The following is a 26715-nucleotide window of genomic DNA, read 5'->3' as shown; positions in this document are numbered from 1 at the left end:
TTATCAAGAAAATCATGAATCCAAAATATTTAGCGGTATTTGCCCTTATGCTGATGACAGCTCTGGTAAATGCCCAAAACCGGTTTGAAGCGCAAATCCTTGATGCGCAAACTAACAGCCCGCTACCAGGTGCGAACGCTTCAGTTAAAGGAACCACCCTGGGTGCGACAACCAATCAGGAAGGACGGCTCGTCCTGGAAAATATACCTGATGGAAAACAGACCATAATTATCAGTTTTGTTGGTTATGAGACACGCGAAATGCAGCTCGAATTTCCGAGTAAAGATGAGGAGCCTGTGGTGATCTATTTGTTTCCGAAGGGAGAAGAGATGGAGGAGGTGATCATTTCAGCCACTCGTTCAAGAAGAACAATTGCTGATCTGCCTACACGGGTGGAAGTGATCTCGGGGGAAGAACTGGGGGAAAAAGGAAATATGAAACCCGGGGACATCAGGATGTTACTGAATGAAACTACCGGGATCCAGACTCAGCAGACATCTGCCACCTCGTATAATTCCAGTATAAGGATACAGGGACTGGATGGTAAGTACACTCAGCTGCTCAAGGATGGTTATCCTTTGTACTCCGGATTCTCGGGAGGATTGAGTCTTTTACAGATCGTACCACTGGACCTGCAACAGGTTGAGGTGATCAAAGGGGCGTCTTCCACTTTGTACGGGGGCGGGGCCATTGCCGGCCTGGTTAACCTGGTGTCCAAAAAACCAGCTAAGGAGGGAGAACTTAACCTTCTGCTGAACGGAACTTCTGCCCTCGGCCTTGACGCGAGCGCTTTTTATTCCAATACCTGGAACAAGATAGGGACTACTGTCTTTGCTTCTTATAACTACGGAAATCCTTATGACCCGGCAGATATTGGGCTTACCGCGATTCCCGAATTCAATCGGTATACCGTGAACCCTAGATTGTTCTACTATTTCAATGACCGCACTACTTTAGAGGTGGGCGTAAATACCGTGGTGGAGGAAAGAACAGGTGGGAATATTGACTATATCGAAGGGGAGCAGGTGCAGAATCCCTATTTTGAACGCAATAATACCGAGCGCATCACTACTCGTGTAGGATTTGATCAATTTTACCTGGACGGCTCTTATCTAAGTATTAAGAACAGTTTCAGCTTTTTTGACAGGAAGATCGAGATCCCCGATTTTGTTTTTTCGGGAAATCAATTCGCTTCTTTTAATGAGGTGGCTTACAATTTTGGAAGCACAGAGATGGAATGGATCGCAGGTCTTAACCTGAACGTTGACCGTTTTGAGGAAGATCCAAATCCTTCTTCACAGGTGGTGGACTATAACCACATCACTTATGGGGCTTTTCTACAGAACAACTGGAGCGTATCCAGGAGCTTTAGCCTGGAATCAGGGCTACGTGCCGACTACCAAAATGACTACGGATTTTTCCTGTTACCGCGCCTTTCGGCCATGTTCAATTTTTCTGAAAATGTTACCGCCAGGGTAGGCGGGGGGCTGGGCTATAAAACCCCGACGATCTTTACCGAAGATGCGGAAAGGATACAGTTCCAGAATGTAATGCCAATAGATGTTTCTGAAACAGAAGCGGAAAGGTCTATAGGTCTCAACCTTGATGTTAACTACCGCACTGAACTTTTTGAAACTATTGATTTCAGCTTGAATACTTTACTTTTTTACACTAAGGTTGATGACCCGTTGATCCTTAGTAATGCCGGTGGGGAATTCTACGAGTACACTCAACCGGAGGGATATATTGACACCAAAGGTCTTGAAGCGAACATGAGGTTCGGTTACGGCAATTTTAAGCTGTTCACAGGTTATACTCTGGCCGATGTCAATAAGCACTACGGCGGAGAGTCAACTGAAATGCCCCTGGTGGCGCAGCACCGACTTAATAATGTGCTGGTTTATGAACTGGAGGATAACCTCGTTATAGGTCTTGAAGGTTATTATTTTGGCCCACAGGAACTCGGTGACGGTGCCACAGGGCAGGAGTACTGGATCTTCGGACTAATGACAGAGAAAAAATGGGAGAGCTTCTCTATTTTCCTGAATTTTGAGAACTTCACCGATACCCGCCAAACCGGCTTCGATACTATTTACACCGGTTCCATTTCAGATCCACAATTCAGGGATATTTATGCACCTGTTGATGGTTTTGTAATTAATGGGGGAGTGAAGATCAGGTTATAAAAACTGATAACACGATCGCATTGGGCTAAAGCCCTTTGTATAAATTACCTCCGGCTTCAGCCGAGGGTTGAGGAAAACAAGAAATACAGGGCTTTAGCCAAAAAAAAAGAGGTTTCAAAAATCACATTTTTGAAACCTCTTTTTTTTAGTGAATATAGAGCTCAATACTCAGTACTCAGTACTCAATACTCAGTACTCAATACTCAATACTCAATACTCAATACTCAATACTAATTACTCATTACTCATTACTAAATCACATTTCATCACCAAAGAAAATCGCGTTCATAAGCAACTTATTGGTTCCATACCAGAAAGCCCTGAAGTTCGTGTTGTCTGTGAACAGGATCACATTTCCCCTACCCATGGAGTTGTGCTTGAACGGCACAGTTCCCGGCAGGATTTCCAGGTTCTCCTCGCTGATATACCCGCTCAAAAGGGGTTCTTCAGTATACATCAAAGGATTTTTATAGGAGGTGGAATCTGCTTTCACAAAAATGGTAGTATCCCTGAAAAGAGCGAGTTTATCATCTTTATATCCAAAGTTGACAGGGTGCGACCTGTCCTGTTTGGCTTCGAAAATGGCTCCCCCAATTCCCTGGGCACCACGGAAATCCCGACGTTGTTCAAAAGTGACATTTTTGGCCTGTACGTCATTTTCAATAAATTCCAGGTCCATGAAATCATTTTTTTCAAACCATTGTGCGGCATTTTTAAATCCAATGAGAGTACCCCCGTTTTGAACCCATTCTTTTAATTTTTTCATTTCTTCTTCCCCCACGGCATTTCCCCAGGCATTTGGAAGAATGATATCTGTATACCTGCTGAGGTCTGCACGGGAGAACCGGGAAAGATCGAGTTTGGTGATCTTCATATCATACCGTTGATCAAAAAGGTGCCATACCTCGCCGGCGTCATAAGGAGTGATCCCGTCACCTACCAGCAGGGCTACTTTTTGAGGTTCCAGGGCACGGAACTGATTACTGCCCAGGTTAACACCTGCGGTCAATCCGGTTTCTATGGCAGTGATCCCAATGTGGGCATCTTCAGCAACATCGACCAGGAACTTGTGTATTTCCTCTGCATCCATATCCTGATTTTGAGCCGGGATCATAATGGTGCCGTAGTCAAAAGTGCGCTCTGCATTTCTGAAAGGTTGCATAGCAACTTTAGCTCTAATACCCTGATTCAGGATGCGGTTTAACGCCTTAGGTGCTTCATATGGATGCCACTCCATCAAGTAGGCATACCGGCTTTTTTCGGGCAGGGTTATTACCGGCCCGGTCAGGCTGTCTATGGTCTGGCCGGCATTCTTTATTGGAGCACCTGCGGTGAAATCGAGGTTGAATGCAAGAGGCAGTGACCAGGCAGAAATATCATAGAAAAGGCTGTCTGTGAACTGAGTCCTTTTTTCAAACATAGCTTCCAGCAGTCGGTGGTGTTTCTGGTCCTTCGGAACAATAAAACTGCTTCCGGGTTTGAAGGTCTTTTCCTTGACGTTGAATTGTTCTTTTACCTCCCGCACTTCCACCTGGTGCCGTTTTAAAATTTCGGCTAAATGGTAAGCCGAAGAAGCATCTTTGGAATTCCCGAAGGCGTAAGCTCCTTTTTTAGCTTCCCTGCGGGCATTCCTGTAGAAATTTCTCTGGTAATCCAAAAGCTGAACCCTCATTTTTTGCGCCGCCTCCAAAGTAGAGAAAGCTGCTGTGAATTGATTTTTTATAGTGAATGGGAAAGTAAGGATCCCATTATCGGTTTCCTGGGCGTGTCCCCTGGAGCTTCCCTGCTCAAACAGGATCCCGATGCTTCCCTGGATGTCTGGGAAGGTAGAACCTTTTCCATAGTAGAAATCATCGAAGTTCTCTTCGGTATAATATAAAGACCCAATATTGTCTAATGCGGCAGCATGGTAGGTCCCAATTTCCTTTGTGAGTTCCTGATTAAGGGCAGGAGTGAGGGGATGCGTCCTGGAGGGGATTCCCGGTTGAAAGAAAAAGGAGGCATTGGGTCCCATTTCGTGGTGGTCTGTGAGGATATTAGGATACCATTGATGGAAGGTCTCTATTCTTACCCTGCTCTCGGGTAATTGAACCGGCAACCAGTCCCGGTTCATGTCAAACCAGTAGTGGTTGGTACGACCTCCCGGCCATACTTCACTGTACTCCCTATCCTGGGGATCGGGGTTGATATTGGCGCTCTTATTGGTGTTGGCCCAGTAGGAGAAACGCTGAAGGCCGTCAGGGTTGAACGCAGGGTCAAATAGAATTACGGTATTCTCAAGTAAATCTTCAATTTCTTCCCCTTCGGCGGCAGCCAGATAATATGCTGCAAGTAAAGCGGCATTTGTACCGCTGGCCTCATTTCCGTGGATAGAGAAGCCCTGGTTCACCACTACAGGCATGTTTTCAAGATCCAGATCTTCAGATCCCGGTTCTGTGAGCGCGACATGTTGCCGGCGTATCTCTTCGAGGTTTTCCTGGTTCTCTTCCGAAGTGATGATCAACAGGATAAGTGGCCGGTTCTCAAAGGTGCGGCCACGATTTTCAAGTCTTATTCTGGGAGAGGCTTCAGCCAGGGTATTCATATAATTAACTACCTGGTCATGATTGGCATGCCATTCCCCGGGAATGTATCCCAGGATGTCCTGAGGCTTGGGAATCTCATCGTTATAGGAGACGTCCTGTGGTAAATAATAGGAAAGGTCCAGGTCTTCCTGAGCGGTGAGTTGCAGGCTTAACAGTAGGATAAGGGAAAAAAGGATCTTGTTCATGGAATTTTTTTTGAGGGTCTAATATAAAAAAACCGCCCGGATTGCGCCCGGACGGTTTAAATGATCTGCATTATTTCTTTTTAAATATCTTCGAAACTAATGTCGGTGAAGGCAGCGGCAGAAGGGGTTCCTGCTGGCTCGGCTTTTGGTTCAGCCTCGTCTTCGAATTCTTTTTTGAAGTTTTTTTGGTGGCGCTCACTGATCACTTCTTCACCTTTTTCGTCAAGAATGTAATCTGTCATCTCTTTTAAAATCTCATTAAAACCGGCAAAATCTTCTTTATAAAGGTAGATCTTATGCTTCTTGTAATGAAAAGATCCGTCCTCGTTAGTGAATTTTTTACTTTCAGTAATGGTCAGGTAATAATCGTTTGCCTTAGTTGCCCTAACATCAAAAAAATAGGTGCGTCTTCCGGCTCTTAAGACCTTGGAAAAAATCTCTTCTTTTTCAATCGTTCCATTGTCGCTCATAATCAAAATATCTTTTACGGTTTGTAAATCATAATGTCAAAAATCCAAAAAAAATTAACATTCTACAACAAATTTTTACATTTCTTTTTCACTTAATTGTTTCAGGTAAAGTTCTTTGTAGTAACCTTCTGTGCCCAGAAGTTCCTGATGTGTCCCCCGCTGGACGACCTGACCGGCTTCCAGGATGATGATCTTATCGGCATTTTTTACTGAAGAGATTCGGTGACTCACGATAATTGTGGTCTTGTTTCGGGATAATTTGAAGAGGTTGTTAAGGATTTCTTCCTCAGTTTCAGTGTCTACTGCGGAAAGTGAATCGTCAAAAAGCAGGATTTTTGGATCATGAATGATAGCCCTGGCAATGGAAACTCTTTGTTTTTGTCCGCCGGAAAGAGTAATTCCCCTTTCCCCCAGCACAGTATCATAACCTTTACTGAAGCCCTGAATATTTCGATGAACCGCAGCATTTTTGGCTGCCGTGACGATCTCTTCCTGCGTGGCATCTGCTTTTCCGAATTTAATATTATTCCCAATGCTGTCGCTAAACAGAAAGGCATCCTGAGGCACATAACCTATGCTGTCCCGTAATTCCCGAAGGTTCATTTCCCTGATGTTCTTTCCATCAATACAGATCTCCCCCGATTCCACATCGTAAAGCCGACCTATAAGCTCCAGAATGGTTGATTTACCCGAACCGGTTTTTCCAATGATGGCAAGGGTTTCCCCGCTTTCTACATCAAAAGAGACGTTTTTAAGTGCTGTGATATTGGTGTCTTCGTAGGTGAAAGAAACGTTCTTAAAGGATATTGATCCTTTTATATCCTCATGTCCTTCTGAAGGATTAAGGATCTGGGGAACTTCTTTTAGAAACTCATTGATCCTTTTTTGAGATGCCTCGGCCTGTTGCACGATAGAGGTTACCCATCCCACTGTGGCCACAGGCCAGGTGAGCATGTTCACATACAGAAGGAATTCTACGATAATCCCCAGATTATCGATCTCACCGGAGATGAATTTTCTACCGCCAATATAAATGACCAGCACGTTGCTTGCTCCTATAAGCAGCACCATTAACGGAAAAAAGAAGGCCTGAACTTTTACAAGGTCTATGTTCTTGTCCTTGTTTTCATTAGAGAGATTGACAAACCCGTTATTTGTCTGAGGTTCGAGTCCATAGGATTTTATAACCGAGATCCCGCTGAAGGTTTCCTGGGTAAAAGTGTTCAGTTTGGACAAGTATTGCTGCACTATGGTGCTCCTGTAATTGATCGCCACACTTAGTTTATAAATGGCAAAAGAGAGAATGGGTAATGGGGCCACAGCGTATAGAGTAAGCTCAGGGGCTTGCAGGAACATATATGGGATCACAATGATGAAAAGGATCCCTGTCTGGATACTGTACATAAAGGCGGGGCCGGCATACATCCTGACTTTGGATACGTCTTCACTAATACGGTTCATCAAATCTCCTGTACGGTTCTTTTTGTAAAAGTTGAGGGATAGATCCTGGTATTTTTGATAAACCTCGTTTTTCAGGTCAAATTCAATGTGCCGGGAAACCACGATTATGGCCTGTCGCATTAAAAAGGTGAAAAGCCCTGCCATGATGGTAGCTCCTAAAATGAGTAAAATATTGGTCATTAGCTCAGAACGCACCGCAGCTTCTGATGTGGTTTCCCCATTGATGTATCTCTCAATGGCACTTGTAGATTCCCCAATGAACCTGGGGGTCAAAATGGCAAAAATACGCGCTATGATAGTAATAATGATACCTCCTATGAGATGCCATTTATACTTGAAGAAATATTTATTAAGATGTTTTAATTCTTTCATAGCGGATGAATCCGGATGTTTTTTGGCGATTTCCTATTTATCAAATGAAAAACCCCTTTCAAATTGAAATATTATTTATTTTTGCCAATAATAATTTCGATTACAATAACTTAATCAATATTTATGACAGTGGATGTTCTAAAGGCAAATGAACTTAAAAAAGCCGCTCCGGTCTTTGGGCAGCTTTCTTTTGATGACCACGAACAAGTGGTCTTTTGCAACGACAAAGATACAGGTTTAAAGGCAATTATTGGAATTCATAACACAGTTTTAGGGCCTGCATTGGGGGGTACCCGTATGTGGAACTACAGCAGTGAGTGGGATGCGGTAAATGATGTCTTGAGACTTTCGCGAGGAATGACCTTCAAAAGTGCGATCACCGGTCTAAATCTTGGAGGCGGTAAAGCCGTTATCCTTGGTGATGCCAAAACACAAAAGACTCCACAGCTTATGAGAAGGTTTGGTGAATTTGTGGATTCGCTGGGTGGTAAATATATCACCGCTGAAGATGTAGGTATGGAAACTGCCGATATGGATATCGTTCGCGAAGTGACCCCTTATGTTACTGGGATCTCTGAAGATAAAGGTGGCGCGGGTAACCCTTCACCTATTACCGCTTATGGGGTATTTATGGGAATGAAAGCTGCTGCAAAATTCAAATATGGTTCAGATAATTTAAAGAACAGAACTGTACTGGTGCAGGGAATAGGACACGTAGGGGAGTCACTTGTAGACCACCTGACCAAAGAAGGGGCTAAAGTAATTATAAGCGATATCAATGAAGAGCGGTTGCAACAGGTAAGCAAGCAGTACAATGCTACTATTTTTGAAGGCAAAGATGTATACGCAGCAGATGTTGATATCTATGCGCCTTGCGCTCTGGGAGCTACCATTAATGACATTACTCTCGAACGGTTCAAGGCAGACATTATCGCAGGTGCTGCCAACAACCAGTTGGCAGATGACAGCAAACACGGTCTTGTGCTAAGGGAGAAAGGGATTGTATATGCGCCAGACTTCCTCATCAATGCCGGTGGTATCATCAATGTATATGCTGAAATAGAAGGATATGGTAAGAAGGAGATCATGGAGAAGACCGAGAATATTTACCACACCACACTTGAGATCCTGAATGAGGCAGATGTTAAAAACATCACAACACATGAGGCTGCGTTGAGGGTGGCGCAGCAGCGAATCGCCGATAGAAAAAATCGAAGATAAGCTAAGCCATTTTTCAATTTAATAGTATTTTTGCGGGGCGAAAGGAAAACCTTTCGCCCTTTAATTTTTTAAAAAGTTCTTTTACAGCTATGTTAACCAGAAGACACATAAGAGTTAAAGTAATGCAGTCTTTGTATGCTTACTCTCAGAGTGAAAATGACGATTTGAAATCGGAAGAAAAATTTCTTCTGAAAAGTATGGATGAGATGTACAACCTGTACCTTTTACTTCTGAACCTTTTTGTGGAGATAAAGGATTATTCTGAGGAGTATATGGAGAAATCGCGGCAAAAACATCTGCCTTCTGAGGAAGAGATTGATCCAAACCGCAAGTTTGTCAACAATGAAGTGATCGCACTTCTGGAACAGAATCAGGCCCTGCAAACCGGATTGGAAACCAGGAAACTCAATAACTGGAAAAATGATGACGAATATGTCGCGATACTTTGGGATGAGATAAGAAATAGTGATGCTTTTGAATCTTACATGGCGTCAAGGACCAGCACTTTTAAGGACGACAAGGAATTTGTTATCAGGATCTTTAAAGAGGTGATCGCGCCAAATGAAAAGTTGTATGATTACCTGGAAGATAAGAAGATCACCTGGATTGACGACCTTCCGCTCGTCAACACGGCCATTGTAAAAATGCTTCAAAAGCTGCAGGAGGGCAAACAACATGCACTCACCCGTCTTTTCAAGAATGAGGAGGACAAGGAATATGCGGTGCAGCTTTTTCGGAAAACCCTGCTGAATGATGAAGACCTTGCTCAGGAAATGGAAGGCAAAACGCCAAACTGGGATAAAGAACGCATCGCCGACCTGGATACCATACTTATTAAAATGGCAATTTGTGAATTTTTAAAGTTTCCATCTATCCCGGTAAAGGTGACTATTAACGAATATTTAGAAATTGCTAAGGAATACAGTACTCCAAAAAGTAGTATTTTTATCAATGGGATCCTTGATAAACTCTCAAAAGAGTACAAAGAGGAGGGCAAACTAAACAAAATGGGCAGGGGTCTTATGTAGTCCTGCAAATTTTTATAATTTTATCACCTTTAACTATAAATTGTAAATCATGAAAAAAGGAATCTTATTTTTAGCAGTAATTGCTATGGCATTCACTTCCTGTAAAGAGGATGCCTCTAACAAAGTAAAAGCAGAGAATGTAGAGGAAGCTGCAGCACGTGACGCACAGGAAGTTACTTATCCTGCCATCAGTTTTGATGCAACCGAGCACGATTTTGGTACCATTGAACAAGGAACCAATGTTGAACATACCTTTACTTTTACCAATACCGGGAAAGCACCATTGGTGATCACTAATGCTACCAGCTCTTGCGGATGTACCGTTCCTACCTGGACAAAAGACCCTATCGCTCCGGGTGAAACAGGAGAAATGCTTGTTAAATTCAATGGTACCGGCCAGAACCAGGTTACAAAGACAGTAAATATTACTGCAAACACCGAAACTGGGAAAGAACAATTAAAAATTAAAGCTTTTGTAAATCCTAAAGACACACAGTCTTAAGAAGTCGCAAGAGCAACAAAATTATCTATGGATCAATTAACCCAGTTTGCCCCAATTATCTTAATGTTTGTAGTGGTGTATTTTTTTATGATACGCCCACAAATGAAACGTGCCAAACAAGAAAAACAATTCGCTTCAGAACTTAAAAGAGGTGATAAGGTCATCACTAAAAGTGGAATGCACGGTAAAATTATTGACTTTAGTGAAAAACAAAATGCTGTGATCATTGAGACCGGAGCTGGAAAAATCACTTTCGACAGATCTTCCATTTCCATGGAGATGAGCCGCAAGCTGAATGAACCTGTGAAGGAAAAGAAATAGATCCTGAAGGATTTCATTTAAAAGCCCCACGCAATCGCTCGCGTGGGGCTTTTTTTGTATTTTGATTATGGAGCTTGGAATTCCAATTTAACCTGCAAGGACCTATTTGAACTTTATAGGTTTTTCATGAAAAAAAAAGACCTGCATGGTTTTTGGAACCTTGTAGGTCTGTGGGTGGATCAACCTTTCAGAATTCCAAACCGTAAGGGTTCTAACAGTTTTTATACTTATCATGAAGCCCCTGTCCTTCCTTGACCATGGGAGAGATCTTTTCCAACCTGCTGAATTTAGTGGTTTCTCTCTTAGCTTCACTTATATGTTCACAGTACTCACGCTGTTTCCCGGGAGTAAGGGCAAAAAAGGCCTTTTTAAGGTCGTCATCATTTTCAAATGCAGTTGCCAGAAAAGGCGGGATCTCTACTTTTTTACCTCTCTGTGGTTTTATTTCTTTTCCTTCTTTCTGATTCTGAATGGCTTCAAGAACATAATTGCGGAGTTCTTTCAACGGAATTTCTTTTCCTTTTTCCAACCGCACCTGGCGCAATGCCTTTGTCTTCCCTTCCTGCGCATTCTCAAGTAGGGCAGTATGCTTCTTTAATAACGCACCCTGGTAGAACCAAAGTGCCGCATGGTTCTTAAAAGCAGCTATAGCAACCACGTTCTTATCATTTACGGTGTAAACGGGAGCACCCCATTTTATGGTTTCTTCCACTTCGGTAGTGAGGATCATCTCCCTTAGTTCCCTTAGCTCAGTTTCCCATTTTGGATGAGCAGAAATGTAATCTTCAGCTGATTTTATAGCCATTCTTTTATTTGGTTAATTATTGATTGGTTAATGGGACCAACGACTGATAACTGCTGAACTTTATAACTACTGCTGATATTTTTCCGCAGTTAACTCAGCTATCTTAACGATCACCTCCACCGCTTTTTGCATACTTTCTACCGGAACATATTCATATTTTCCGTGGAAATTATGGCCTCCTGCGAAGATGTTAGGGCAGGGGAGTCCCATAAAACTCAACTGTGCCCCATCTGTACCCCCGCGAATGGGTTTGATATCCGGGAGGATTCCCAGCTCTTGCATGGCTTCTTCGGCTATGTCAACAATATGCATTACGGGTTCAACTTTTTCCTTCATGTTGAAATACTGGTCTGTCACCTCCACCTGTACACATTCCCTTTGATACTGGCTGCAAATTTCTCCGGCGAGGTCCTGGATCATCTTTTTCCGTGCTTCAAAATGCTCCCTGTCATGGTCACGAATAATGTAATGCAGTTTGGTCTCTTCCACATCGCCCTCTATTCCGTTAAGGTGGAAGAATCCTTGTCTTCCCTCTGTGTGTTCAGGGGTTTCAAGGCGGGGAAGGGAATTAATGAAATCTGTGGCGATGTACATGCTGTTGATCATCTTGTCTTTGGCATATCCCGGATGTACACTTTTTCCAGAAACGGTCACCACCGCACCGGCAGCATTGAAATTCTCATATTCCAGTTCACCTATCTGGCTGCCATCCATAGTGTAGGCCCACTCGGCCCCGAATTTTTCCACGTCGAACTTATGCGCTCCCCGCCCAATTTCCTCATCGGGAGTGAAACACACCCTTATCTTCCCGTGTTTTATTTCAGGATTTTGGAGCAGGTATTTTAAAGCTTCCATGATCTCAGTTATCCCGGCCTTGTCATCGGCCCCCAAAAGGGTGTTCCCGTCGGTCGTTATAAGGGTCTGTCCCTTGTACTGAAGCAGGTCCTCAAAATAATCTGGGGAAAGAATGATGTTTTTCTCTTTATTGAGTACGATATCCTTTCCGTCGTAATCTTCGATGATCTGAGGATTGACATTGGTGCCCGAGAAATCGGGGGTAGTGTCAAAATGTGCGACAAATCCAATCACCGGCACCTCGTGCTCTACATTTGAAGGTAAGCTGGCCATAACATAGGCATTCTCATCGATGCTTACGTCCTGTAACCCCATCTCACTGAGTTCATCTCTTAATTTATTGGCAAGATCCCACTGCTTCTGTGTGCTGGGAGTGGTCTGACTGTTCTCGTCACTCTGGGTGTCTATTTTTACATAGCTTAAAAATCGGTCTATGATCTCTTGTTTATTGGTCATGCTTAGTCTAGTTTCATCAAAAATAATGAACTGCCGGTCAGCTTCAAAACGTTTTATCTTTTCCGCCTGCTATTAATACGGTTTATTTTAATTTTGCTGAAAACCCGTTCTATGTATAATAGTGTAGTTAGGCCGCTTCTCTTTAAAATGGATCCTGAAAAGGTTCATTATTTCACCTTTTCCATGCTTCGGAAGTTATTCAGCATACCTGCACTTGCGGGAATAGTTCGGCGGAAGTTCCTGGTGAACGACCCACGGCTGGAGCGGGAAGTTTTCGGCCTGAGGTTCAAAAATCCGGTTGGCCTGGCTGCGGGATTTGATAAAGATGCAAAACTTTATAAGGAGCTTTCCAATTTTGGTTTCGGATTTATCGAAATAGGTACCCTTACTCCCAAGCCACAGCCGGGGAACGAGAAAAAAAGACTTTTCAGGCTGAAAGAAGACAAAGCCATTATTAACAGGATGGGTTTTAATAACGGCGGTGTAGAGGATGCTGTAAAACGTTTGAAGAAGAACAAAAATGTACTTATTGGCGGAAACATTGGGAAAAACAAGATAACTCCTAACGAGAATGCGGTTGACGACTATATAATTTGTTTTGATGCTCTTTTCGACTATGTAGATTATTTTGTTGTGAATGTAAGTTCGCCAAATACTCCCAACTTAAGGGAGCTTCAGGACAAAGAACCGCTAACCAATCTTTTAAATACCCTTCAGAAGAGAAATAACGGAAAACCGGTTTCCAAGCCTATCCTTTTAAAGATCGCTCCAGACCTTACTGACTCACAGTTGCTGGATATTATTGATATTGTCAAAGAGACCGCGATTGCAGGGGTGATCGCTACTAATACGACCATTTCACGTGAAGGTCTTACCTCTCGGGATCGGGATGAGGCAGGCGGTTTAAGCGGAAAACCATTAAAGGATCGTGCTACAGAGGTGATCAGGTTCCTTTCAGAAAAAAGTAACAGAGCCTTTCCAATAATTGGAGTGGGGGGGATCATGTCTCCCGAAGATGCCATAGAGAAACTGGAAGCCGGCGCCAGCCTTGTCCAGGTCTATACCGGGTTTATCTATGAAGGACCAGGATTGATCAGGGATATCAATAAGGAAATTTTAAAACGCTCGTAGTGCTGGAGCAGATCATTCCTTTTTTAACGGCTTCAATCTTGTTGACCATTTCCCCGGGCCCCGATATTATTTATGTGCTGGTGCAGGGAATGACCAATGGGAAGAAGCACGGGATCGTCACTACCCTTGGCCTGGTGTCGGGAATCATTGTCCATACCAGCCTTGTAGCCTTCGGAGTATCTGCCATCATTAAACAATCAGAAACCTTGTTTTTGATCATCAAGATCCTTGGGGCCTTATATTTATTTTTTCTGGCCTACAAGGTTCTTCGGAGTGAGGCACAAATCGAAGTGTCTGCAGGTACCGAGGGTCAAAAGAAAGAGCTTTTTTCCCTTTTTAAAAGGGGGTTTCTAATGAATGTCCTCAATCCAAAAGTGGCGATATTTTTCCTGGCTTTTTTCCCGGGATTCCTGTGGGAGCCACAAGAGAATACGGTGTATCAATTCTTTTTGCTGGGTTTTTTGTTCATGCTGCAGGCTTTCGTGATCTTTTCTTCCGTGGCGGTCCTGGCAGGAAAGATCTCGGTATATCTTCAAAAACATCCGCGTTCAGGGGTGGTGTTCAAATGGGTTCAGGTTCTGGTATTTATAGGGATCGGGATCTTTATATTGATATAGAGTAGTTAGTATAGGTGGAGAGAAAATACCGTTAACCTTCAGCTATTAGCTATTAGCTATTGGCTTTTGGCCTTTGGCCATTAGCTTTTGGAATGAGCGCTTAATTTTCCCGGGTAACACAAATTTTCGCAGAATAGATTAGGCTGTTTTCCACCATCAGGGGATTGCTTAGTAGTCTTGCCGGCTTCTTCGCAAAGACGTATTTTTTCTACCTTTCAAGATCTCAGATCTCCATTCTCATATCTCAAATCTAAATTCTATATTTGACCCATGGCCGAAATTAAAATAATCGAATGTCCGCGCGACGCCATGCAGGGCATTAAGGAATTTATACCCACTCAGCAAAAAGTGCAATACATCCAGTCGCTGTTGCGCTGCGGATTTGATACCATTGACTTCGGAAGTTTTGTTTCCCCCAAAGCCATTCCTCAAATGGCCGATACCGCCGAAGTACTCTCTAAACTTGATCTTTCCAGGACCCGTAGTAAATTACTGGCCATTGTTGCCAACACCCGTGGGGCACAGGATGCCTCGCAGCACCCGGAAATAGATTACCTGGGATATCCTTTTTCGATCTCAGAAAACTTCCAGATGCGGAATACGCACAAAACCATTGCGCAATCTGTCGAAACCTTGCAGGAGATCCTGGATATTGCCGGCAGGAGCAGTAAAGAAGTGGTGGCCTATCTTTCCATGGGATTTGGAAATCCATACGGTGATCCCTGGAACGTGGAGATAGTGGGGGAGTGGACCGAGAAACTTTCAGGGATGGGCGTTAAGATACTTTCACTTTCTGATACCATTGGAAGTTCGACCCCCGAGGTCATTGAATACCTGTTTTCAAATCTTATTCCGAAGTATCCAAAAATAGAGTTTGGCGCACACCTTCATACTACGCCTTCCAGTTGGTTTGAAAAAGTTGATGCTGCATATAGATCTGGCTGTGTGCGGTTTGACGGAGCCATCCAGGGCTTTGGTGGTTGTCCTATGGCCAAGGATGAATTGACCGGAAATATGCCTACAGAAAAGCTTCTTTCTTACTTTACCTCGCGAAAAGCAGAGACCCATGTCAAAATGATGAGTTTTGAATCTGCTCATAATGAAGCAACTAAAGTTTTCTCTGCCTATCATTAGTAAATACAATGCATTTGAGGCTTTTTGATCGATAAATTTTATTTGAATTTAATCTAAATAAGCTTGGGAGAAATATGCTGCTGATATATATTTGCTGCGTTATTATTTTAAACAAGTCTAAATAAGAATCATGAAAAATTTTTTATTATCATTAGCAATAGGAGCCACTGCGGCAGTTTCAGTTGCACAAACCCAGCAGGATTCGATCACTTTTGATCCTCAATATCAACAAAACTCTGCCCAGCGGGTTTTGTCTGCTGACAATAAAGCCGTAACTCTTGGAGCTTATGGGGAGATCACCTATAACCAACCAGAAGGAGACAATGGAGAGCTGGATGTGCAGCGTCTTGTTATGTTGTTGGGATACCAGTTTAGTGATAGAGTGCAGTTCTTTACCGAAATTGAATTTGAGCACGTAGAAGAAGTATATGTAGAGCAGGCTTTTGTGAATTACAACATTGCCAGTAATGTGAATTTGAGAGCAGGTCTTATGTTGGTGCCAATGGGGATCATCAATGAATACCACGAACCTACTACCTTTAATGGAGTAGAAAGACCGGCTATTGCAGGTTCAATTGTTCCTACTACCTGGAGAGAAATCGGGCTTGGGGTGACCGGAAGGATCAACTCGGCTTCTTTGACTTACCAGGCTTATGTATTCAACGGTTTTAAATCAACAGATGCCAGTGGTAAAGGTCTTATTGGTGGAAGCAGCGGACTTCGCGGTGGGCGCCAAAAAGGGATCCAGTCTACGGTCAACACTCCAAACCTTTCTGCCAAGCTTGAATACTATGGTATCCTGGGAATGAGATTGGGTCTTGCCGGTTACTTCGGAAGAACCCAGGCTGCAGATGAGGTGGATATGCTTGACGGTGCTGATGTTGGAATGTCTATGGTAGGTCTGGATGCGCGTTATGTATATCAACGTTTCACTGCAAGAGGTGAATTCATCTATGCCTCACTTTCAGATACCGATGATTACAATACTCTAACCGGAAGGGATCTTGGTAGTGCCCTTTCAGGTTGGTACGCAGAAGCTGCATACAACCTTTTACCAATAAGCAATGAACAAAAACTTTTTGCTTTCGCACGTTACGAAGATTATGATACCCATGCAGAAACTGAGGGAAGTCTTATTGAAAACCCTGCTTATGACAGGAATGACGTAACTCTTGGGTTAAGTTACCACATTGCACCGGGTGTTGTTTTCAAAGGAGATTATCAAATCAAGGACAACGCTGTTGAAGGCGCAGATGCAAAGAACCAGCTCAACTTTGGCGTTGGGGTTTGGTTCTAAATCATAAAATTGATTATGTCGCAGTCGGGAAGAGCGTTGGTTCTTTCCGACTGTTGGCATATAATTTGCCTAATGAGGTAATAAATACTTAATTTTGAACCGATGAAAAAACTCAGCATTCTTATCGCGCTTTTAATGGCCCTGCCTGTGATACTATCTTTTGGTATTATGAAGGGTTTGGAAAAAAAGATAGACCGCGAAATAAAAGATGAATTCGAAGTATCCCATTATACCCACGAAGGGGTGGAGGTTTCAAAAGAACTTCAGCAACAAATGCCGTCAAGAGTTTCAAATGATAATTTTTTCAGGCTTAAAAGTGAAGGTGAATTACTGGGATATGTTTACCTGAACCAGGCGCCCAGTAAAACTGCAGAATTTGATTATCTGGTTATCTTTGACAAAGACCTGGCTATTGCCCGTACTAAAGTGCTGGTATACCGGGAAGAATATGGAGGGGAAATTGGCAGCCGACGCTGGTTGAGACAGTTCACGGGAAAATCAAAAGCAGGGGAACTTGATAATATTGCAGCCATTTCAGGGGCTACTATTTCTGTGAGGTCAATGAAAAAGGCAGTTAAAAATATTCTTTCAAGTATTGAAATAATGGAACAAAATAGTGTGCTTTAATGCAATATAATGCGCTGCTACTCACCCTTCCGCGGGAAATAAAATCTTTTTTAGCCATTTTTGTGGTAGTGCTGAGTGTAGGTTATTTTACCGGGTTATTGTTTGTTGGTCAAACCGAGACCACTACTCCTGAAGGCATCGAAGAGAATTATCTGGGAAATGAAGATGATCCCGATGCAGAAGTAATGAAATTTGAAAAAGGGGAGCGGGAAATGCTCACCATTATTCATACCCATATCCTTTCCATATCTTTTATTTTTTTCCTGCTGGGAGGTATTCTTGTATTTGCAGATCTTCCTGAGAAATTGAAATTTTTTCTTATTCTGGAACCCTTCTTTTCTATTTTGGCCACCTTTGGCGGGATCTATTTTGTTTGGAAAGGGGTAGACTGGATGAAGTATGTTGTGTTGGTTTCAGGTATTTTAATGACGGTCATCTTCATCACTTCAGTAAGCATTGTGCTTTACCAGTTGCTCTTCCAAAAGGTAAAAACGAGAGCTTCTCATTAAGCTTCTTCCATCTAAACATGTAAATGCTGGAAAAGCAAATAATTACACTTCTTTATTCTATTGTTGTTATTTAAAGAACGTATATTTGCACGCAATTAAATATTAATTGCCATGATTGCACACAACTCTAAAATTGTTGGCGAAGGACTTACGTACGATGACGTACTTTTAGTTCCCGCTTTTTCGGAAATCCTTCCGCGCGAAGTCAACATTCAATCCCAATTCACCCGGAATATTACTATTAATGTACCCATTGTTTCCGCAGCCATGGATACCGTAACTGAATCCAGTATGGCGATTGCCATGGCCAGGGAAGGAGGAATAGGAGTTTTGCACAAGAACATGACCATTGAACAGCAAGCCCTGAAAGTACGTAAAGTCAAAAGGGCAGAAAGCGGGATGATCATTGATCCTGTTACCTTACCAATCACTGCTACCGTAAAAGATGCTAAAGACAATATGCGGGAGCACAGTATTGGGGGAATACCTATTATAGATGACCAGGGTAGACTGCTGGGGATCGTAACCAATCGTGACCTTAGGTTTGAGAAGAACAATTCCCGACCCATTTCAGAGGTTATGACCTCAGAAAATCTGGTGACAGTGGCAGAAGGCACCTCCCTACAGGAAGCTGAAGGAATTCTGCAACAGAATAAGATTGAGAAACTGCCTGTAGTGAATGAAGAGAAAAAACTGGTAGGCTTGATCACTTTCAGAGATATTACCAAACTCACCCAAAAACCTATAGCCAATAAAGATACCTACGGTAGGCTTAGGGTTGCAGCTGCTATTGGGGTTACGCCGGATGCTGTTGACCGGGCTCGTGCCCTGAAGAATGCAGGAGTAGATGCGATCGTTATAGACACCGCCCATGGTCACACCAAAGGAGTGGTGACCGTATTAAAGGATATTAAAAAGAATTTTCCGGAGCTTGATGTGGTAGTTGGAAACATTGCAACTGCCGAAGCTGCTAAATATTTGGTAGAAGCTGGAGCAGATGCCATCAAGGTAGGAATTGGACCCGGTTCTATCTGTACTACCCGGGTAGTGGCGGGGGTCGGTTTCCCTCAATTCTCAGCTGTGATTGAAGTAGCGGCAGCAGTTAAGGGCAGCGGCGTACCTGTTATCGCCGACGGTGGAATAAGATATACCGGGGATATACCAAAAGCTATTGCAGCCGGAGCCGATTGCGTGATGCTTGGTTCATTACTGGCAGGTACTAAAGAATCTCCTGGAGAAACCATTATCTACGAAGGAAGAAAATTCAAATCTTACCGCGGAATGGGTTCTGTAGAAGCCATGAAACAAGGTTCTAAGGACCGTTATTTTCAGGATGTGGAAGATGATATCAAGAAACTGGTGCCAGAAGGGATTGTGGGCCGTGTTCCCTATAAAGGGGACCTTTTTGAAAGCATACACCAGTTCATCGGCGGTCTACGTGCAGGAATGGGATATTGTGGCGCTAAAGATATTGCTACCTTAAAGGAAACTGCAAAATTCGTCAAGATCACGGCTTCAGGAATTCACGAAAGTCATCCGCACAACGTGACCATAACTGCAGAATCCCCTAACTACAGCAGATAGTATATCTTCTGGTAGAGAACAAAAAAAAGGCTTTATCATTTGGTAAAGCCTTTTCTATATATAATTATTTAAAGGTGCTAGTTTTCAATAGTGATCCCAAGCAGTTCAAGTACCTTCAAGGTGATATCAAATTCCGGAGAGGAGTAGGCAATACTGTTACCTCCTGCGTGCAGGATCTGGGTGTAATTCTCTGTCTCTATAACCTTGAGCATTGCGGTGTTGATCTTTTCGTAAAGGGGACGGGTTAGTTCATTTCGTTTCATTTGCATCATGACCCCGGCTTTTTGTCTAAAGCCTTTGATTTCATTTTCAAGGGAGATGATCTCTTCTTCCTTTACCTTTTTTTCTTCTTCAGAAAAGGTAGCGTTATTCGCCTGGTAATCTTTCACCTGGGTCTCATAACTTTGAATGCTGGTTTGAAGCTCCTTTTGCAACTCCTCATTATAGGACTTAAGGTCTTCGTTCACTTCAGCCATTTCAGGAAGGTTGGCCAGGATATAATCAGCATCAATGCTACCTACTTTAGATTGGGCCAAAGTTGAAAAGCTTAAAAGGATCAAACCGGATAATACTATAAATTTTTTCATAAATCTTATTGTTTGGTGGCAAATATAAAGGGGTGGTTGTTTATTCTTCTGTTTTACATGAAGATTTTTAAATTTAATTTTCGTAAACCTGTCCGCGGTGAGGTTTCAGGGCATCCCTAACCGATGGCATTTCGCTATCTGCTACAACCATAGAAGCGATTGAATGTGCGGGGGAGAGTTCTTCCACTTTCACTATCTCCATTGAAAGTTTGTTAATGTGAATAAAATCCCTGAGATGTGCAGCGTGATGACGGGCGGTGATATTGGCATCGGGACCTTTAAAATCCCATATAAGTTTAAGTTTTCTTTCCGGTTCCATTTTTGGTCTTTTATTTGTGTGTATTTTACAAAGCTGAAAAATAGTTGTAAAAGTACTTTTTTTTAGCGGGTATCGTTAACCATAGAAGTTGGTAAACATAGTAGAATTCTTATTTTTGCCTATTCATAAATCCTGAAGAAAAAGTTGAGTAAAAGAAAAGGAGTAACCATTGTATCATTGTTGCTGATCATGGTGACCGGTTGCAATTTATTTAAAGAAACTGAAGACCGGGTGGTCATTGCCCGGGTGAATGACTCCTATCTGTATGAGGATGATATCGCTTCCCTCATTTTTGAGAACACCTCCCCGGAAGACAGCGCTTTTATAGTTTCCAATTACATTAATCGCTGGGCTACCCAAAAATTGCTTATAGACCGTGCCCGTGTCAATCTTAGCGAGAAACAGCAAAAGGAATTTGATATGCTGGTGCAGAATTATCACAACGAACTTTATGCAAAAGCGTATACAGATGCCATTATAGGCAGGGAATTGGATACTGCTGTGAGCAGGAGGGAATCCCGGGAATATTATGAGATGCACGGGGAGAACTTCATACTCAATGAGAACCTTGTTAAATTAAGATATATTAACCTTACCAAAGACAACAAGGACTTCGACGACATAAGGACCCGTTTCAGGCGTTTTAATGAAGAGGACAAGGAGGCATTACTGAATATGGCTATCCAGTTCAACTCCTATTCTCTGAATGACTCTGTATGGGTGAAGACCAAACAGGTTTACGACAAAATAAGACCCTTATCCCCTGATATGGAAGGACAATTCCTAAAAAAACAGAATTTTTTACAACTTGAAGATTCATTAGGAGTATATTTGATCTCTGTTGAAGATACCAGGTTGCGCAGTGAACAAGCCCCCCTGGAGTATTCACTGCCAAACATTAAACAGATCCTGCTGAATAAACGGAAGCTGGAACTTATCAAGAAACTAGAAAAAGATATTACCCAAGATGCAATTAAAAATGACAATTTTGAGATCTATAATTAACCGGGCAGCTTTTCTTCTGCTTATTTCGGTAGCGGGAACAGCCTATGCACAGGAAGTAGTGGTGACAGACAGTACCGCGATCAATGATGAAGTAATCCCGGCACAAGACAGTATTAAGCCTTTTAAGAAATTTAAAGTTGACGGGGTTGCAGCCGTAATAGGTGATTTCGTGGTGTTGGAGAGCGATATTGACAAAATGTATATCGAGATGCAGAGCCAGGGTGCTTCCATCAAAGATGTGAATAACTGTAGCCTTGCTGGGAGGCTTATGGAGAATAAATTATATGCCCATCATGCCATCCAGGACAGTATCATCATTTCCGACGCCCAAATAGAAGCAGAGGTAGACCAGCAAATCGCCTATATGACCCAACAGGTTGGTTCTTTAGAAAAGGTGCTTGAATTTTATAAGAAAGAGAATGAAGCCGATTTCAGAGCAGAGCTTTTTGAGATCAACAGGCAAAACAGACTTGCGGGAGAGATGCAACGTAAGATAGTTGACAATGTTGAAATCACTCCTGAAGAGGTGCGAACCTTTTTTACCGGTATCGCTGAAGACGAACGTCCGGTGTTTGGTGATGAAGTAGAGATCTCGCAGATCGTGATCAAACCTGAAATTCCTCAGGAAGAAAAGCAGAAGATCATTGACAGGCTCAATGATATGAGAGAGGATGTCGTAGAAAATGGGGCAAGTTTCAATACCAAAGCGGTATTGTATTCCCAGGATCCTGGATCCAAATCTTCTGGGGGTAAGATCACCCTTTCCAGGAAAGATCCATTCGTAAAGGAATTTAAAGATGCAGCTTTCAGCCTTCAGGAGGGAGAAGTGAGCAGGCCCTTTGAAACTATCTTCGGATTTCATATCTTAACAGTAGATAAGATTCGTGGACAGCAGGTAGACGTGAGGCATATTCTTTTGATCCCTGATGTAACCGAGGAAACTAAAAGAAAGGCCCGTGAGGAAATAGAGAATGTACGTCAAAAACTTGAAGCCGGGGAACTGGACTTCGCAGATGCCGCACGTGACGTTTCAGATGAGGAAGAAACAAGGGAAAGCGGTGGCCAGTTGGTCAACCCTACCACAGGAGATACCAGGTTTGAGCTAACGAAAATCGATCCTTTGCTGTACGAGCAGGTAGTGAACCTTAAAGAAGGGGAAATATCACCCGTATTAACCGATCAGGATAATACCGGAAGACCTTTTTACAAGATCATCACAGTCACAAACAGATATCCTGAACATGAGGCAAATTATGCACAGGATTACAACAAAATAAAAGATCTAGCTTTGCGGGATAAGCAGCTGCAGGCGATTGAAAAATGGATGGAAGAAAAGATCCGGGAAACCTATATCAAGGTAAACGGGGAATACAGGGACTGTGAATATAGCAGTAACTGGTTGAAAAAATAAAAAAGTTTTATGTCTGATGTAGAAGCGGTAAAGAACCTGGTCACCCGTCACCAAGAGCTCCGGCAGGAAATTGCAAGGAGGATCATTGGACAGAACGAGGTGGTAGACCAGATCCTTTTATCGATCTTTTCGGGAGGACATTCGCTATTGATTGGGGTGCCGGGTCTTGCCAAGACCCTTATGGTAAATACCATTGCCCAGGCACTGGGTCTCAACTTCAAAAGGATTCAGTTTACCCCAGATCTTATGCCAAGTGATATCCTCGGTTCGGAGATCCTGGATGAGAACCGGCATTTTAAATTCATCAAAGGCCCCGTTTTCGGGAATATTATCCTGGCAGATGAAATTAACAGAACACCGCCCAAGACTCAGGCTGCTCTGCTGGAGGCAATGCAGGAAAGGGCGGTAACAGTGGCCGGGCAGCACTACAAACTTGACCTGCCTTATTTTGTACTGGCCACTCAGAATCCCATAGAACAGGAAGGAACCTATCCATTACCTGAGGCTCAGCTTGACCGGTTCATGTTTGCCATTAAGCTTGACTATCCGTCCTTCCGGGAAGAGATTGATGTTGTAAAAAGCACGACCTCAGACGTGGAGGTGACCATCAATCCGTTGTTTACTTCGCAGGAGATTGTGGATTTCCAGCATTTGATAAGGAGAATCCCTGTGGCCAACAATGTGGTGGAATATGCTGTCAACCTTGTTAGCAAGACAAGACCGGCCGGTGATAAATCTACAGATCTGGTGAAGGAATACGTAGATTGGGGTGCAGGACCAAGAGCATCTCAAAACCTCATTTTAGGAGCCAAGGCAAATGCGGCCGTACATGGTAAATTTTCTCCGGATATAGAGGACGTACAGGCGGTAGCTTACGGTATTTTAAGGCATCGCGTTATCAAGAATTATAAGGCCGAAGCCGAAGGGATTTCTGAAGAAGACATCATAAAGACCTTGTTTTAAGTATTTTATTATATTTGGGTAATGATTGGTCACTTTATTAGATACCGTATCCCTTTAATTATATTGTTCTTCCTTTTCCAATTTTTATGGTTGTCGGGTAACAATAGTCTCCTGCACCTGGAAAGTCTCAAAATTCCGGGATGGATCAGCTTACTTTTCCTTTCATCGTTCTGGATCATAGTTTTGACCGACATGATAAGGACTGAGATTTACAACAAAACATTCTGGTTGTTTTCTATGCTAATCTTCCCCTGGCTTGCCCCGGCGATCTACCTCTTTCTGCGGAAAAAATTAAAACATCTTCAAACTTCATTTTTCAGAAAGCGATAAAAAGCCTTCCGAAATTATCATTTTCTCATTTCTAACCCAAAATTATGCCTTGTGCTTAAATTACGATGGTAATTTTTTACAATTATTGAATTAAATTCATTTAATATTCGTATTTGGTTGTAATTTTTAATTACCGTCTATAATTAGTAATTTTGCTGGACTTCAGAAAAAAATAAAATTCAAGATTATGGCTTACGATATTGATATGATCAAAAAGGTTTACAGTCAAATGGCAGAACGTGTGAATACTGCACGTGAAGTCGTTGGAAAACCTTTAACCCTTTCAGAGAAAATCCTTTATTCTCATTTATGGGAAGGAAATACAACAAAAGGTTTTACTCGTGGTAAGGATTATGTGGAATTTGCTCCGGACAGGATAGCTTGTCAGGATGCAACAGCTCAAATGGCTTTGTTGCAATTCATGCAGGCTGGAAAAAAGAATGTTGCGGTACCAACCACCGTCCACTGTGATCACCTAATACAAGCAAAGCTGGGAGCTCAGTTCGATCTTCCCAGTGCAAAGAAATCAAGCGATGAGGTTTTTGACTTTTTAGAGTCTGTTTCCAATAAGTACGGGATAGGGTTCTGGAAACCGGGAGCCGGTATCATTCACCAGGTTGTCCTTGAGAATTACGCTTTCCCCGGAGGAATGATGATTGGGACAGATTCACATACCGTGAATGCAGGAGGACTTGGAATGGTGGCCATTGGAGTAGGAGGGGCAGATGCTGTTGATGTTATGGCAGGAATGGCGTGGGAACTTAAATTTCCGAAACTAATAGGAGTCAAACTTACCGGAAAACTCTCAGGGTGGACCGCTCCTAAGGATGTGATCTTAAAAGTGGCCGGTATACTTACTGTAAAAGGTGGTACAGGAGCTATCATTGAATACTTTGGAGAAGGCGCAGAATCTATGTCTGCCACAGGAAAAGGAACTATCTGTAACATGGGAGCTGAGGTAGGAGCAACTACCTCTACTTTTGGATATGATGAATCTATGGCTCGATACCTGCGGGCTACAAACCGGGCAGATGTAGCTGAGGCTGCTGATGCAGTGAAGGAACACCTTACCGGCGATGCTGAAGTTTATGCTAATCCTGAGCAATATTTTGATCAGGTGATAGAGATCAACCTTTCTGAGTTGAAACCTCACCTAAACGGTCCTTTTACTCCAGATCTGGCAACCCCTATTTCAGAAATGGGACAAAAAGCAAAAGAGCACGACTGGCCTATCAATGTGGACTGGGGGCTTATAGGCTCGTGTACCAACTCCTCTTATGAAGACCTTACCCGTGCAGCATCTATTGCCCGGCAGGCAGTTGAGAAAAAAGTAAAAGCGAAATCTGATTTTGGGATTAACCCGGGCTCTGAAACCATACGTTTTACTGCGGAAAGAGATGGCTTGTTACAGATCTTTGAAGATCTTGATGCTACTATCTTCACGAATGCCTGTGGACCTTGTATTGGTCAATGGGACCGAAGTGACCGCAAAGATGAGGAGAAGAATACCATTGTACACTCCTTTAACCGAAACTTCTCTAAAAGAGCAGACGGAAATCCCAATACTCACGCATTTGTTGGTTCTCCTGAAATGGTGGCCGCAATAGCGATCTCGGGAAGACTGGACTTTGATCCTACAACAGACACCTTATTGAATGAAGACGGGGAGTACGTGAAACTGGAAGAACCAACAGGATTGGAATTACCGCCAAAAGGGTTTGATGTAGAAGATCCTGGATACCTGGCTCCCACCGAAGACGGAGCTTCGGTAGAAGTTAAAGTGAGTACTACTTCAGAAAGACTGCAATTGCTGGAGCCCTTTACGCCATGGGACGGTGAGAACCTTATGGGTGCGAAACTCCTTATCAAGGCATTCGGGAAATGTACTACAGACCATATTTCCATGGCCGGGCCGTGGTTACGTTTTAGAGGTCACCTGGATAACATTTCGAATAACATGTTGATTGGCGCTGTAAATGCCTTCAATAAAAAGACCAATTTTGTCAAGAACCAGATAACCGGTGAGTATGATGGTGTACCTAATGTACAACGTGCGTATAAGGCAGCAGGAGTTCCAACGGTGGTTGTAGGTGACCATAACTATGGGGAAGGTTCTTCCCGGGAACATGCGGCAATGGAGCCAAGACATTTAGGGGTGAAAGTGGTGCTGGTTAAATCTTTCGCCCGTATTCATGAGACAAACCTTAAAAAACAGGGAATGCTTGGGATCACCTTCGCTAATGAAAGTGATTATGACCTGATACAGGAAGATGACACCTTTAACTTTACAGATCTTGAAAATTTCGCGCCAGACAGGCAACTGACCATTGAGATCGTACATGCAGACGGTAGCAACCATACCATTAAGGCAAACCATACCTATAATCAACCCCAAATAGAATGGTACAAGGAAGGTTCTGCTCTTAATCTTATCAAAAAGCATAATGCTGCATAAACAGGTCAAAAAATATATGATTAAGTCTCCCGCCACCGGCGGGAGTTTTTTTGTAAGATTTTCTGCAATATGTTAACATTCAATAATTCTGCAATGTTAAAACCGGCAAAAAAATTTTAATTTCCGTAATGAATGGATTGAATCATCAGCCCATTAATAAGACCGGAATTTTCCTCTTAAAACTGATGGTAATATTTATGTTCTTTTAGCTAAATTTTAATAGGTTCTATTATTAATAGTTATAACTTATTGAATAAAACATTATTAGTGCGACCTTTGTTTTTGGTAAGTCATCATCC

General features: G+C 42.8%; 24 protein-coding genes. 17 read left to right on the top strand and 7 right to left on the bottom strand.

The annotated features are described in order from the left end of the window. The first annotated feature begins 14 nt into the window (after window positions 1–14). Window positions 15–2186 (top strand): TonB-dependent receptor, encoded by a 2172-nt coding sequence (locus tag ACFSTG_RS08340; RefSeq protein WP_380750982.1) that lies wholly within the window; start codon window positions 15–17, stop codon window positions 2184–2186. Between the two features lie 256 nt (window positions 2187–2442). Here ACFSTG_RS08340 and ACFSTG_RS08335 read toward each other — a convergent pair whose 3' ends face one another. From ACFSTG_RS08335 to ACFSTG_RS08325, 3 genes are all read right to left on the bottom strand, one after another. After that, the gene (locus ACFSTG_RS08335; RefSeq protein ID WP_380750979.1) at window positions 2443–4956 is read right to left on the bottom strand and encodes a M14 family metallopeptidase; all 2514 of its coding nucleotides are present in this window, start codon (window positions 4954–4956) and stop codon (window positions 2443–2445) included. Window positions 4957–5036: 80 nt separating this feature from the next. Beyond that, on the bottom strand, window positions 5037–5426 hold the full coding sequence (locus ACFSTG_RS08330) for a PUR family DNA/RNA-binding protein (protein WP_380750976.1): 390 nt from the start codon (window positions 5424–5426) through the stop codon (window positions 5037–5039). A gap of 75 nt (window positions 5427–5501) precedes the next feature. Continuing rightward, complete coding sequence (locus tag ACFSTG_RS08325; RefSeq protein WP_380750973.1) at window positions 5502–7259, bottom strand: ABC transporter ATP-binding protein; 1758 nt, start codon at window positions 7257–7259, stop codon at window positions 5502–5504. A gap of 123 nt (window positions 7260–7382) precedes the next feature. Between ACFSTG_RS08325 and ACFSTG_RS08320 the strand changes: the two genes are divergently transcribed. From ACFSTG_RS08320 to yajC, 4 genes are all read left to right on the top strand, one after another. Further along, window positions 7383–8480, top strand: a complete 1098-nt coding sequence (locus ACFSTG_RS08320) for a Glu/Leu/Phe/Val family dehydrogenase (RefSeq protein WP_380750970.1) — start codon at window positions 7383–7385, stop codon at window positions 8478–8480. 89 nt (window positions 8481–8569) lie between these two features. Next, a complete protein-coding gene (gene nusB, locus ACFSTG_RS08315) occupies window positions 8570–9508 on the top strand; it encodes a transcription antitermination factor NusB (protein ID WP_380750967.1) in 939 nt (312 codons plus the stop codon). Between the two features lie 49 nt (window positions 9509–9557). Then, complete coding sequence (locus ACFSTG_RS08310; protein ID WP_380750964.1) at window positions 9558–10010, top strand: DUF1573 domain-containing protein; 453 nt, start codon at window positions 9558–9560, stop codon at window positions 10008–10010. Between the two features lie 27 nt (window positions 10011–10037). Further along, window positions 10038–10331, top strand: a complete 294-nt coding sequence (yajC, locus tag ACFSTG_RS08305) for a preprotein translocase subunit YajC (RefSeq protein ID WP_380750961.1) — start codon at window positions 10038–10040, stop codon at window positions 10329–10331. 211 nt (window positions 10332–10542) lie between these two features. Here the strand turns inward: yajC and ACFSTG_RS08300 are convergent, their stop codons facing one another. Further along, complete coding sequence (locus ACFSTG_RS08300) at window positions 10543–11136, bottom strand: YdeI/OmpD-associated family protein (protein ID WP_380750958.1); 594 nt, start codon at window positions 11134–11136, stop codon at window positions 10543–10545. A 66-nt stretch (window positions 11137–11202) separates the two neighbouring features. Continuing rightward, window positions 11203–12447: a peptidase T gene (gene pepT / locus ACFSTG_RS08295; protein ID WP_380750955.1), complete on the bottom strand. Its 1245-nt coding sequence runs from the start codon at window positions 12445–12447 to the stop codon at window positions 11203–11205. Between the two features lie 111 nt (window positions 12448–12558). Here pepT and ACFSTG_RS08290 point away from each other — a divergent pair, with 111 nt between their 5' ends. The 7 genes from ACFSTG_RS08290 (at window position 12559) to guaB (ending at window position 19346) form a co-directional block, all read left to right on the top strand. After that, window positions 12559–13578 carry a quinone-dependent dihydroorotate dehydrogenase gene (locus tag ACFSTG_RS08290; protein WP_380750952.1) on the top strand — a complete coding sequence of 340 codons (1020 nt, stop codon included), beginning with the start codon at window positions 12559–12561 and terminating at the stop codon, window positions 13576–13578. Next, entirely contained in the window at window positions 13578–14195 is a 618-nt protein-coding gene (locus ACFSTG_RS08285; RefSeq protein ID WP_380750949.1) for a LysE family translocator, read from the top strand. The genes ACFSTG_RS08290 and ACFSTG_RS08285 overlap by 1 nt, the downstream gene beginning before the upstream one ends. A gap of 270 nt (window positions 14196–14465) precedes the next feature. Continuing rightward, the gene (locus tag ACFSTG_RS08280) at window positions 14466–15329 is read left to right on the top strand and encodes a hydroxymethylglutaryl-CoA lyase (protein ID WP_380750946.1); all 864 of its coding nucleotides are present in this window, start codon (window positions 14466–14468) and stop codon (window positions 15327–15329) included. Window positions 15330–15459: 130 nt separating this feature from the next. Beyond that, entirely contained in the window at window positions 15460–16626 is a 1167-nt protein-coding gene (locus ACFSTG_RS08275; RefSeq protein ID WP_380750943.1) for a porin, read from the top strand. A 102-nt stretch (window positions 16627–16728) separates the two neighbouring features. Next, on the top strand, window positions 16729–17253 hold the full coding sequence (locus tag ACFSTG_RS08270; protein WP_380750940.1) for an FMN-binding protein: 525 nt from the start codon (window positions 16729–16731) through the stop codon (window positions 17251–17253). After that, entirely contained in the window at window positions 17253–17762 is a 510-nt protein-coding gene (locus tag ACFSTG_RS08265) for a hypothetical protein (RefSeq protein WP_380750937.1), read from the top strand. Before ACFSTG_RS08270 ends, ACFSTG_RS08265 begins: the two co-directional genes overlap by 1 nt. A gap of 111 nt (window positions 17763–17873) precedes the next feature. Next, window positions 17874–19346, top strand: coding sequence for an IMP dehydrogenase (guaB, locus tag ACFSTG_RS08260; protein ID WP_380750934.1), 1473 nt, complete (start codon window positions 17874–17876; stop codon window positions 19344–19346). 77 nt (window positions 19347–19423) lie between these two features. Here the strand turns inward: guaB and ACFSTG_RS08255 are convergent, their stop codons facing one another. Continuing rightward, window positions 19424–19933: an OmpH family outer membrane protein gene (locus tag ACFSTG_RS08255; RefSeq protein WP_380750931.1), complete on the bottom strand. Its 510-nt coding sequence runs from the start codon at window positions 19931–19933 to the stop codon at window positions 19424–19426. A 73-nt stretch (window positions 19934–20006) separates the two neighbouring features. Continuing rightward, on the bottom strand, window positions 20007–20252 hold the full coding sequence (locus ACFSTG_RS08250; RefSeq protein WP_380750928.1) for a hypothetical protein: 246 nt from the start codon (window positions 20250–20252) through the stop codon (window positions 20007–20009). A 144-nt stretch (window positions 20253–20396) separates the two neighbouring features. Here ACFSTG_RS08250 and ACFSTG_RS08245 point away from each other — a divergent pair, with 144 nt between their 5' ends. From ACFSTG_RS08245 to ACFSTG_RS08225, 5 genes are all read left to right on the top strand, one after another. Continuing rightward, window positions 20397–21257 carry a peptidyl-prolyl cis-trans isomerase gene (locus tag ACFSTG_RS08245; protein WP_380750925.1) on the top strand — a complete coding sequence of 287 codons (861 nt, stop codon included), beginning with the start codon at window positions 20397–20399 and terminating at the stop codon, window positions 21255–21257. Further along, window positions 21232–22668 carry a peptidylprolyl isomerase gene (locus tag ACFSTG_RS08240; protein ID WP_380750922.1) on the top strand — a complete coding sequence of 479 codons (1437 nt, stop codon included), beginning with the start codon at window positions 21232–21234 and terminating at the stop codon, window positions 22666–22668. Before ACFSTG_RS08245 ends, ACFSTG_RS08240 begins: the two co-directional genes overlap by 26 nt. Window positions 22669–22677: 9 nt before the next feature. Further along, window positions 22678–23631, top strand: coding sequence for an AAA family ATPase (locus ACFSTG_RS08235; RefSeq protein ID WP_380750919.1), 954 nt, complete (start codon window positions 22678–22680; stop codon window positions 23629–23631). Window positions 23632–23652: 21 nt separating this feature from the next. Continuing rightward, window positions 23653–23961, top strand: coding sequence for a PLDc N-terminal domain-containing protein (locus ACFSTG_RS08230; RefSeq protein WP_380750916.1), 309 nt, complete (start codon window positions 23653–23655; stop codon window positions 23959–23961). Window positions 23962–24148: 187 nt separating this feature from the next. Further along, window positions 24149–26416 (top strand): aconitate hydratase, encoded by a 2268-nt coding sequence (locus ACFSTG_RS08225; protein WP_380750913.1) that lies wholly within the window; start codon window positions 24149–24151, stop codon window positions 26414–26416. Window positions 26417–26715: the final 299 nt, after the last annotated feature.

The organism is Salinimicrobium flavum (genome assembly GCF_042684505.1).
Lineage (GTDB): Bacteria > Bacteroidota > Bacteroidia > Flavobacteriales > Flavobacteriaceae > Salinimicrobium > Salinimicrobium flavum.
The sequence above is the reverse complement of the archived record's forward strand: the minus strand, read 5'-3'. Positions and strand labels throughout refer to the sequence as shown.

Bases quoted from the DNA above. Each gene is read 5' to 3' on its own strand.
- ACFSTG_RS08340 (WP_380750982.1), top strand. From the start codon at position 15: ATGAATCCAAAATATTTAGCGGTATTTGCCCTTATGCTGATGACAGCT.
- ACFSTG_RS08335 (WP_380750979.1), bottom strand. From the start codon at position 4,956: ATGAACAAGATCCTTTTTTCCCTTATCCTACTGTTAAGCCTGCAACTC.
- ACFSTG_RS08330 (WP_380750976.1), bottom strand. From the start codon at position 5,426: ATGAGCGACAATGGAACGATTGAAAAAGAAGAGATTTTTTCCAAGGTC.
- ACFSTG_RS08325 (WP_380750973.1), bottom strand. From the start codon at position 7,259: ATGAAAGAATTAAAACATCTTAATAAATATTTCTTCAAGTATAAATGG.
- ACFSTG_RS08320 (WP_380750970.1), top strand. From the start codon at position 7,383: ATGACAGTGGATGTTCTAAAGGCAAATGAACTTAAAAAAGCCGCTCCG.
- nusB (WP_380750967.1), top strand. From the start codon at position 8,570: ATGTTAACCAGAAGACACATAAGAGTTAAAGTAATGCAGTCTTTGTAT.
- ACFSTG_RS08310 (WP_380750964.1), top strand. From the start codon at position 9,558: ATGAAAAAAGGAATCTTATTTTTAGCAGTAATTGCTATGGCATTCACT.
- yajC (WP_380750961.1), top strand. From the start codon at position 10,038: ATGGATCAATTAACCCAGTTTGCCCCAATTATCTTAATGTTTGTAGTG.
- ACFSTG_RS08300 (WP_380750958.1), bottom strand. From the start codon at position 11,136: ATGGCTATAAAATCAGCTGAAGATTACATTTCTGCTCATCCAAAATGG.
- pepT (WP_380750955.1), bottom strand. From the start codon at position 12,447: ATGACCAATAAACAAGAGATCATAGACCGATTTTTAAGCTATGTAAAA.
- ACFSTG_RS08290 (WP_380750952.1), top strand. From the start codon at position 12,559: ATGTATAATAGTGTAGTTAGGCCGCTTCTCTTTAAAATGGATCCTGAA.
- ACFSTG_RS08280 (WP_380750946.1), top strand. From the start codon at position 14,466: ATGGCCGAAATTAAAATAATCGAATGTCCGCGCGACGCCATGCAGGGC.
- ACFSTG_RS08275 (WP_380750943.1), top strand. From the start codon at position 15,460: ATGAAAAATTTTTTATTATCATTAGCAATAGGAGCCACTGCGGCAGTT.
- ACFSTG_RS08270 (WP_380750940.1), top strand. From the start codon at position 16,729: ATGAAAAAACTCAGCATTCTTATCGCGCTTTTAATGGCCCTGCCTGTG.
- ACFSTG_RS08265 (WP_380750937.1), top strand. From the start codon at position 17,253: ATGCAATATAATGCGCTGCTACTCACCCTTCCGCGGGAAATAAAATCT.
- guaB (WP_380750934.1), top strand. From the start codon at position 17,874: ATGATTGCACACAACTCTAAAATTGTTGGCGAAGGACTTACGTACGAT.
- ACFSTG_RS08255 (WP_380750931.1), bottom strand. From the start codon at position 19,933: ATGAAAAAATTTATAGTATTATCCGGTTTGATCCTTTTAAGCTTTTCA.
- ACFSTG_RS08250 (WP_380750928.1), bottom strand. From the start codon at position 20,252: ATGGAACCGGAAAGAAAACTTAAACTTATATGGGATTTTAAAGGTCCC.
- ACFSTG_RS08240 (WP_380750922.1), top strand. From the start codon at position 21,232: ATGACAATTTTGAGATCTATAATTAACCGGGCAGCTTTTCTTCTGCTT.
- ACFSTG_RS08235 (WP_380750919.1), top strand. From the start codon at position 22,678: ATGTCTGATGTAGAAGCGGTAAAGAACCTGGTCACCCGTCACCAAGAG.
- ACFSTG_RS08230 (WP_380750916.1), top strand. From the start codon at position 23,653: ATGATTGGTCACTTTATTAGATACCGTATCCCTTTAATTATATTGTTC.
- ACFSTG_RS08225 (WP_380750913.1), top strand. From the start codon at position 24,149: ATGGCTTACGATATTGATATGATCAAAAAGGTTTACAGTCAAATGGCA.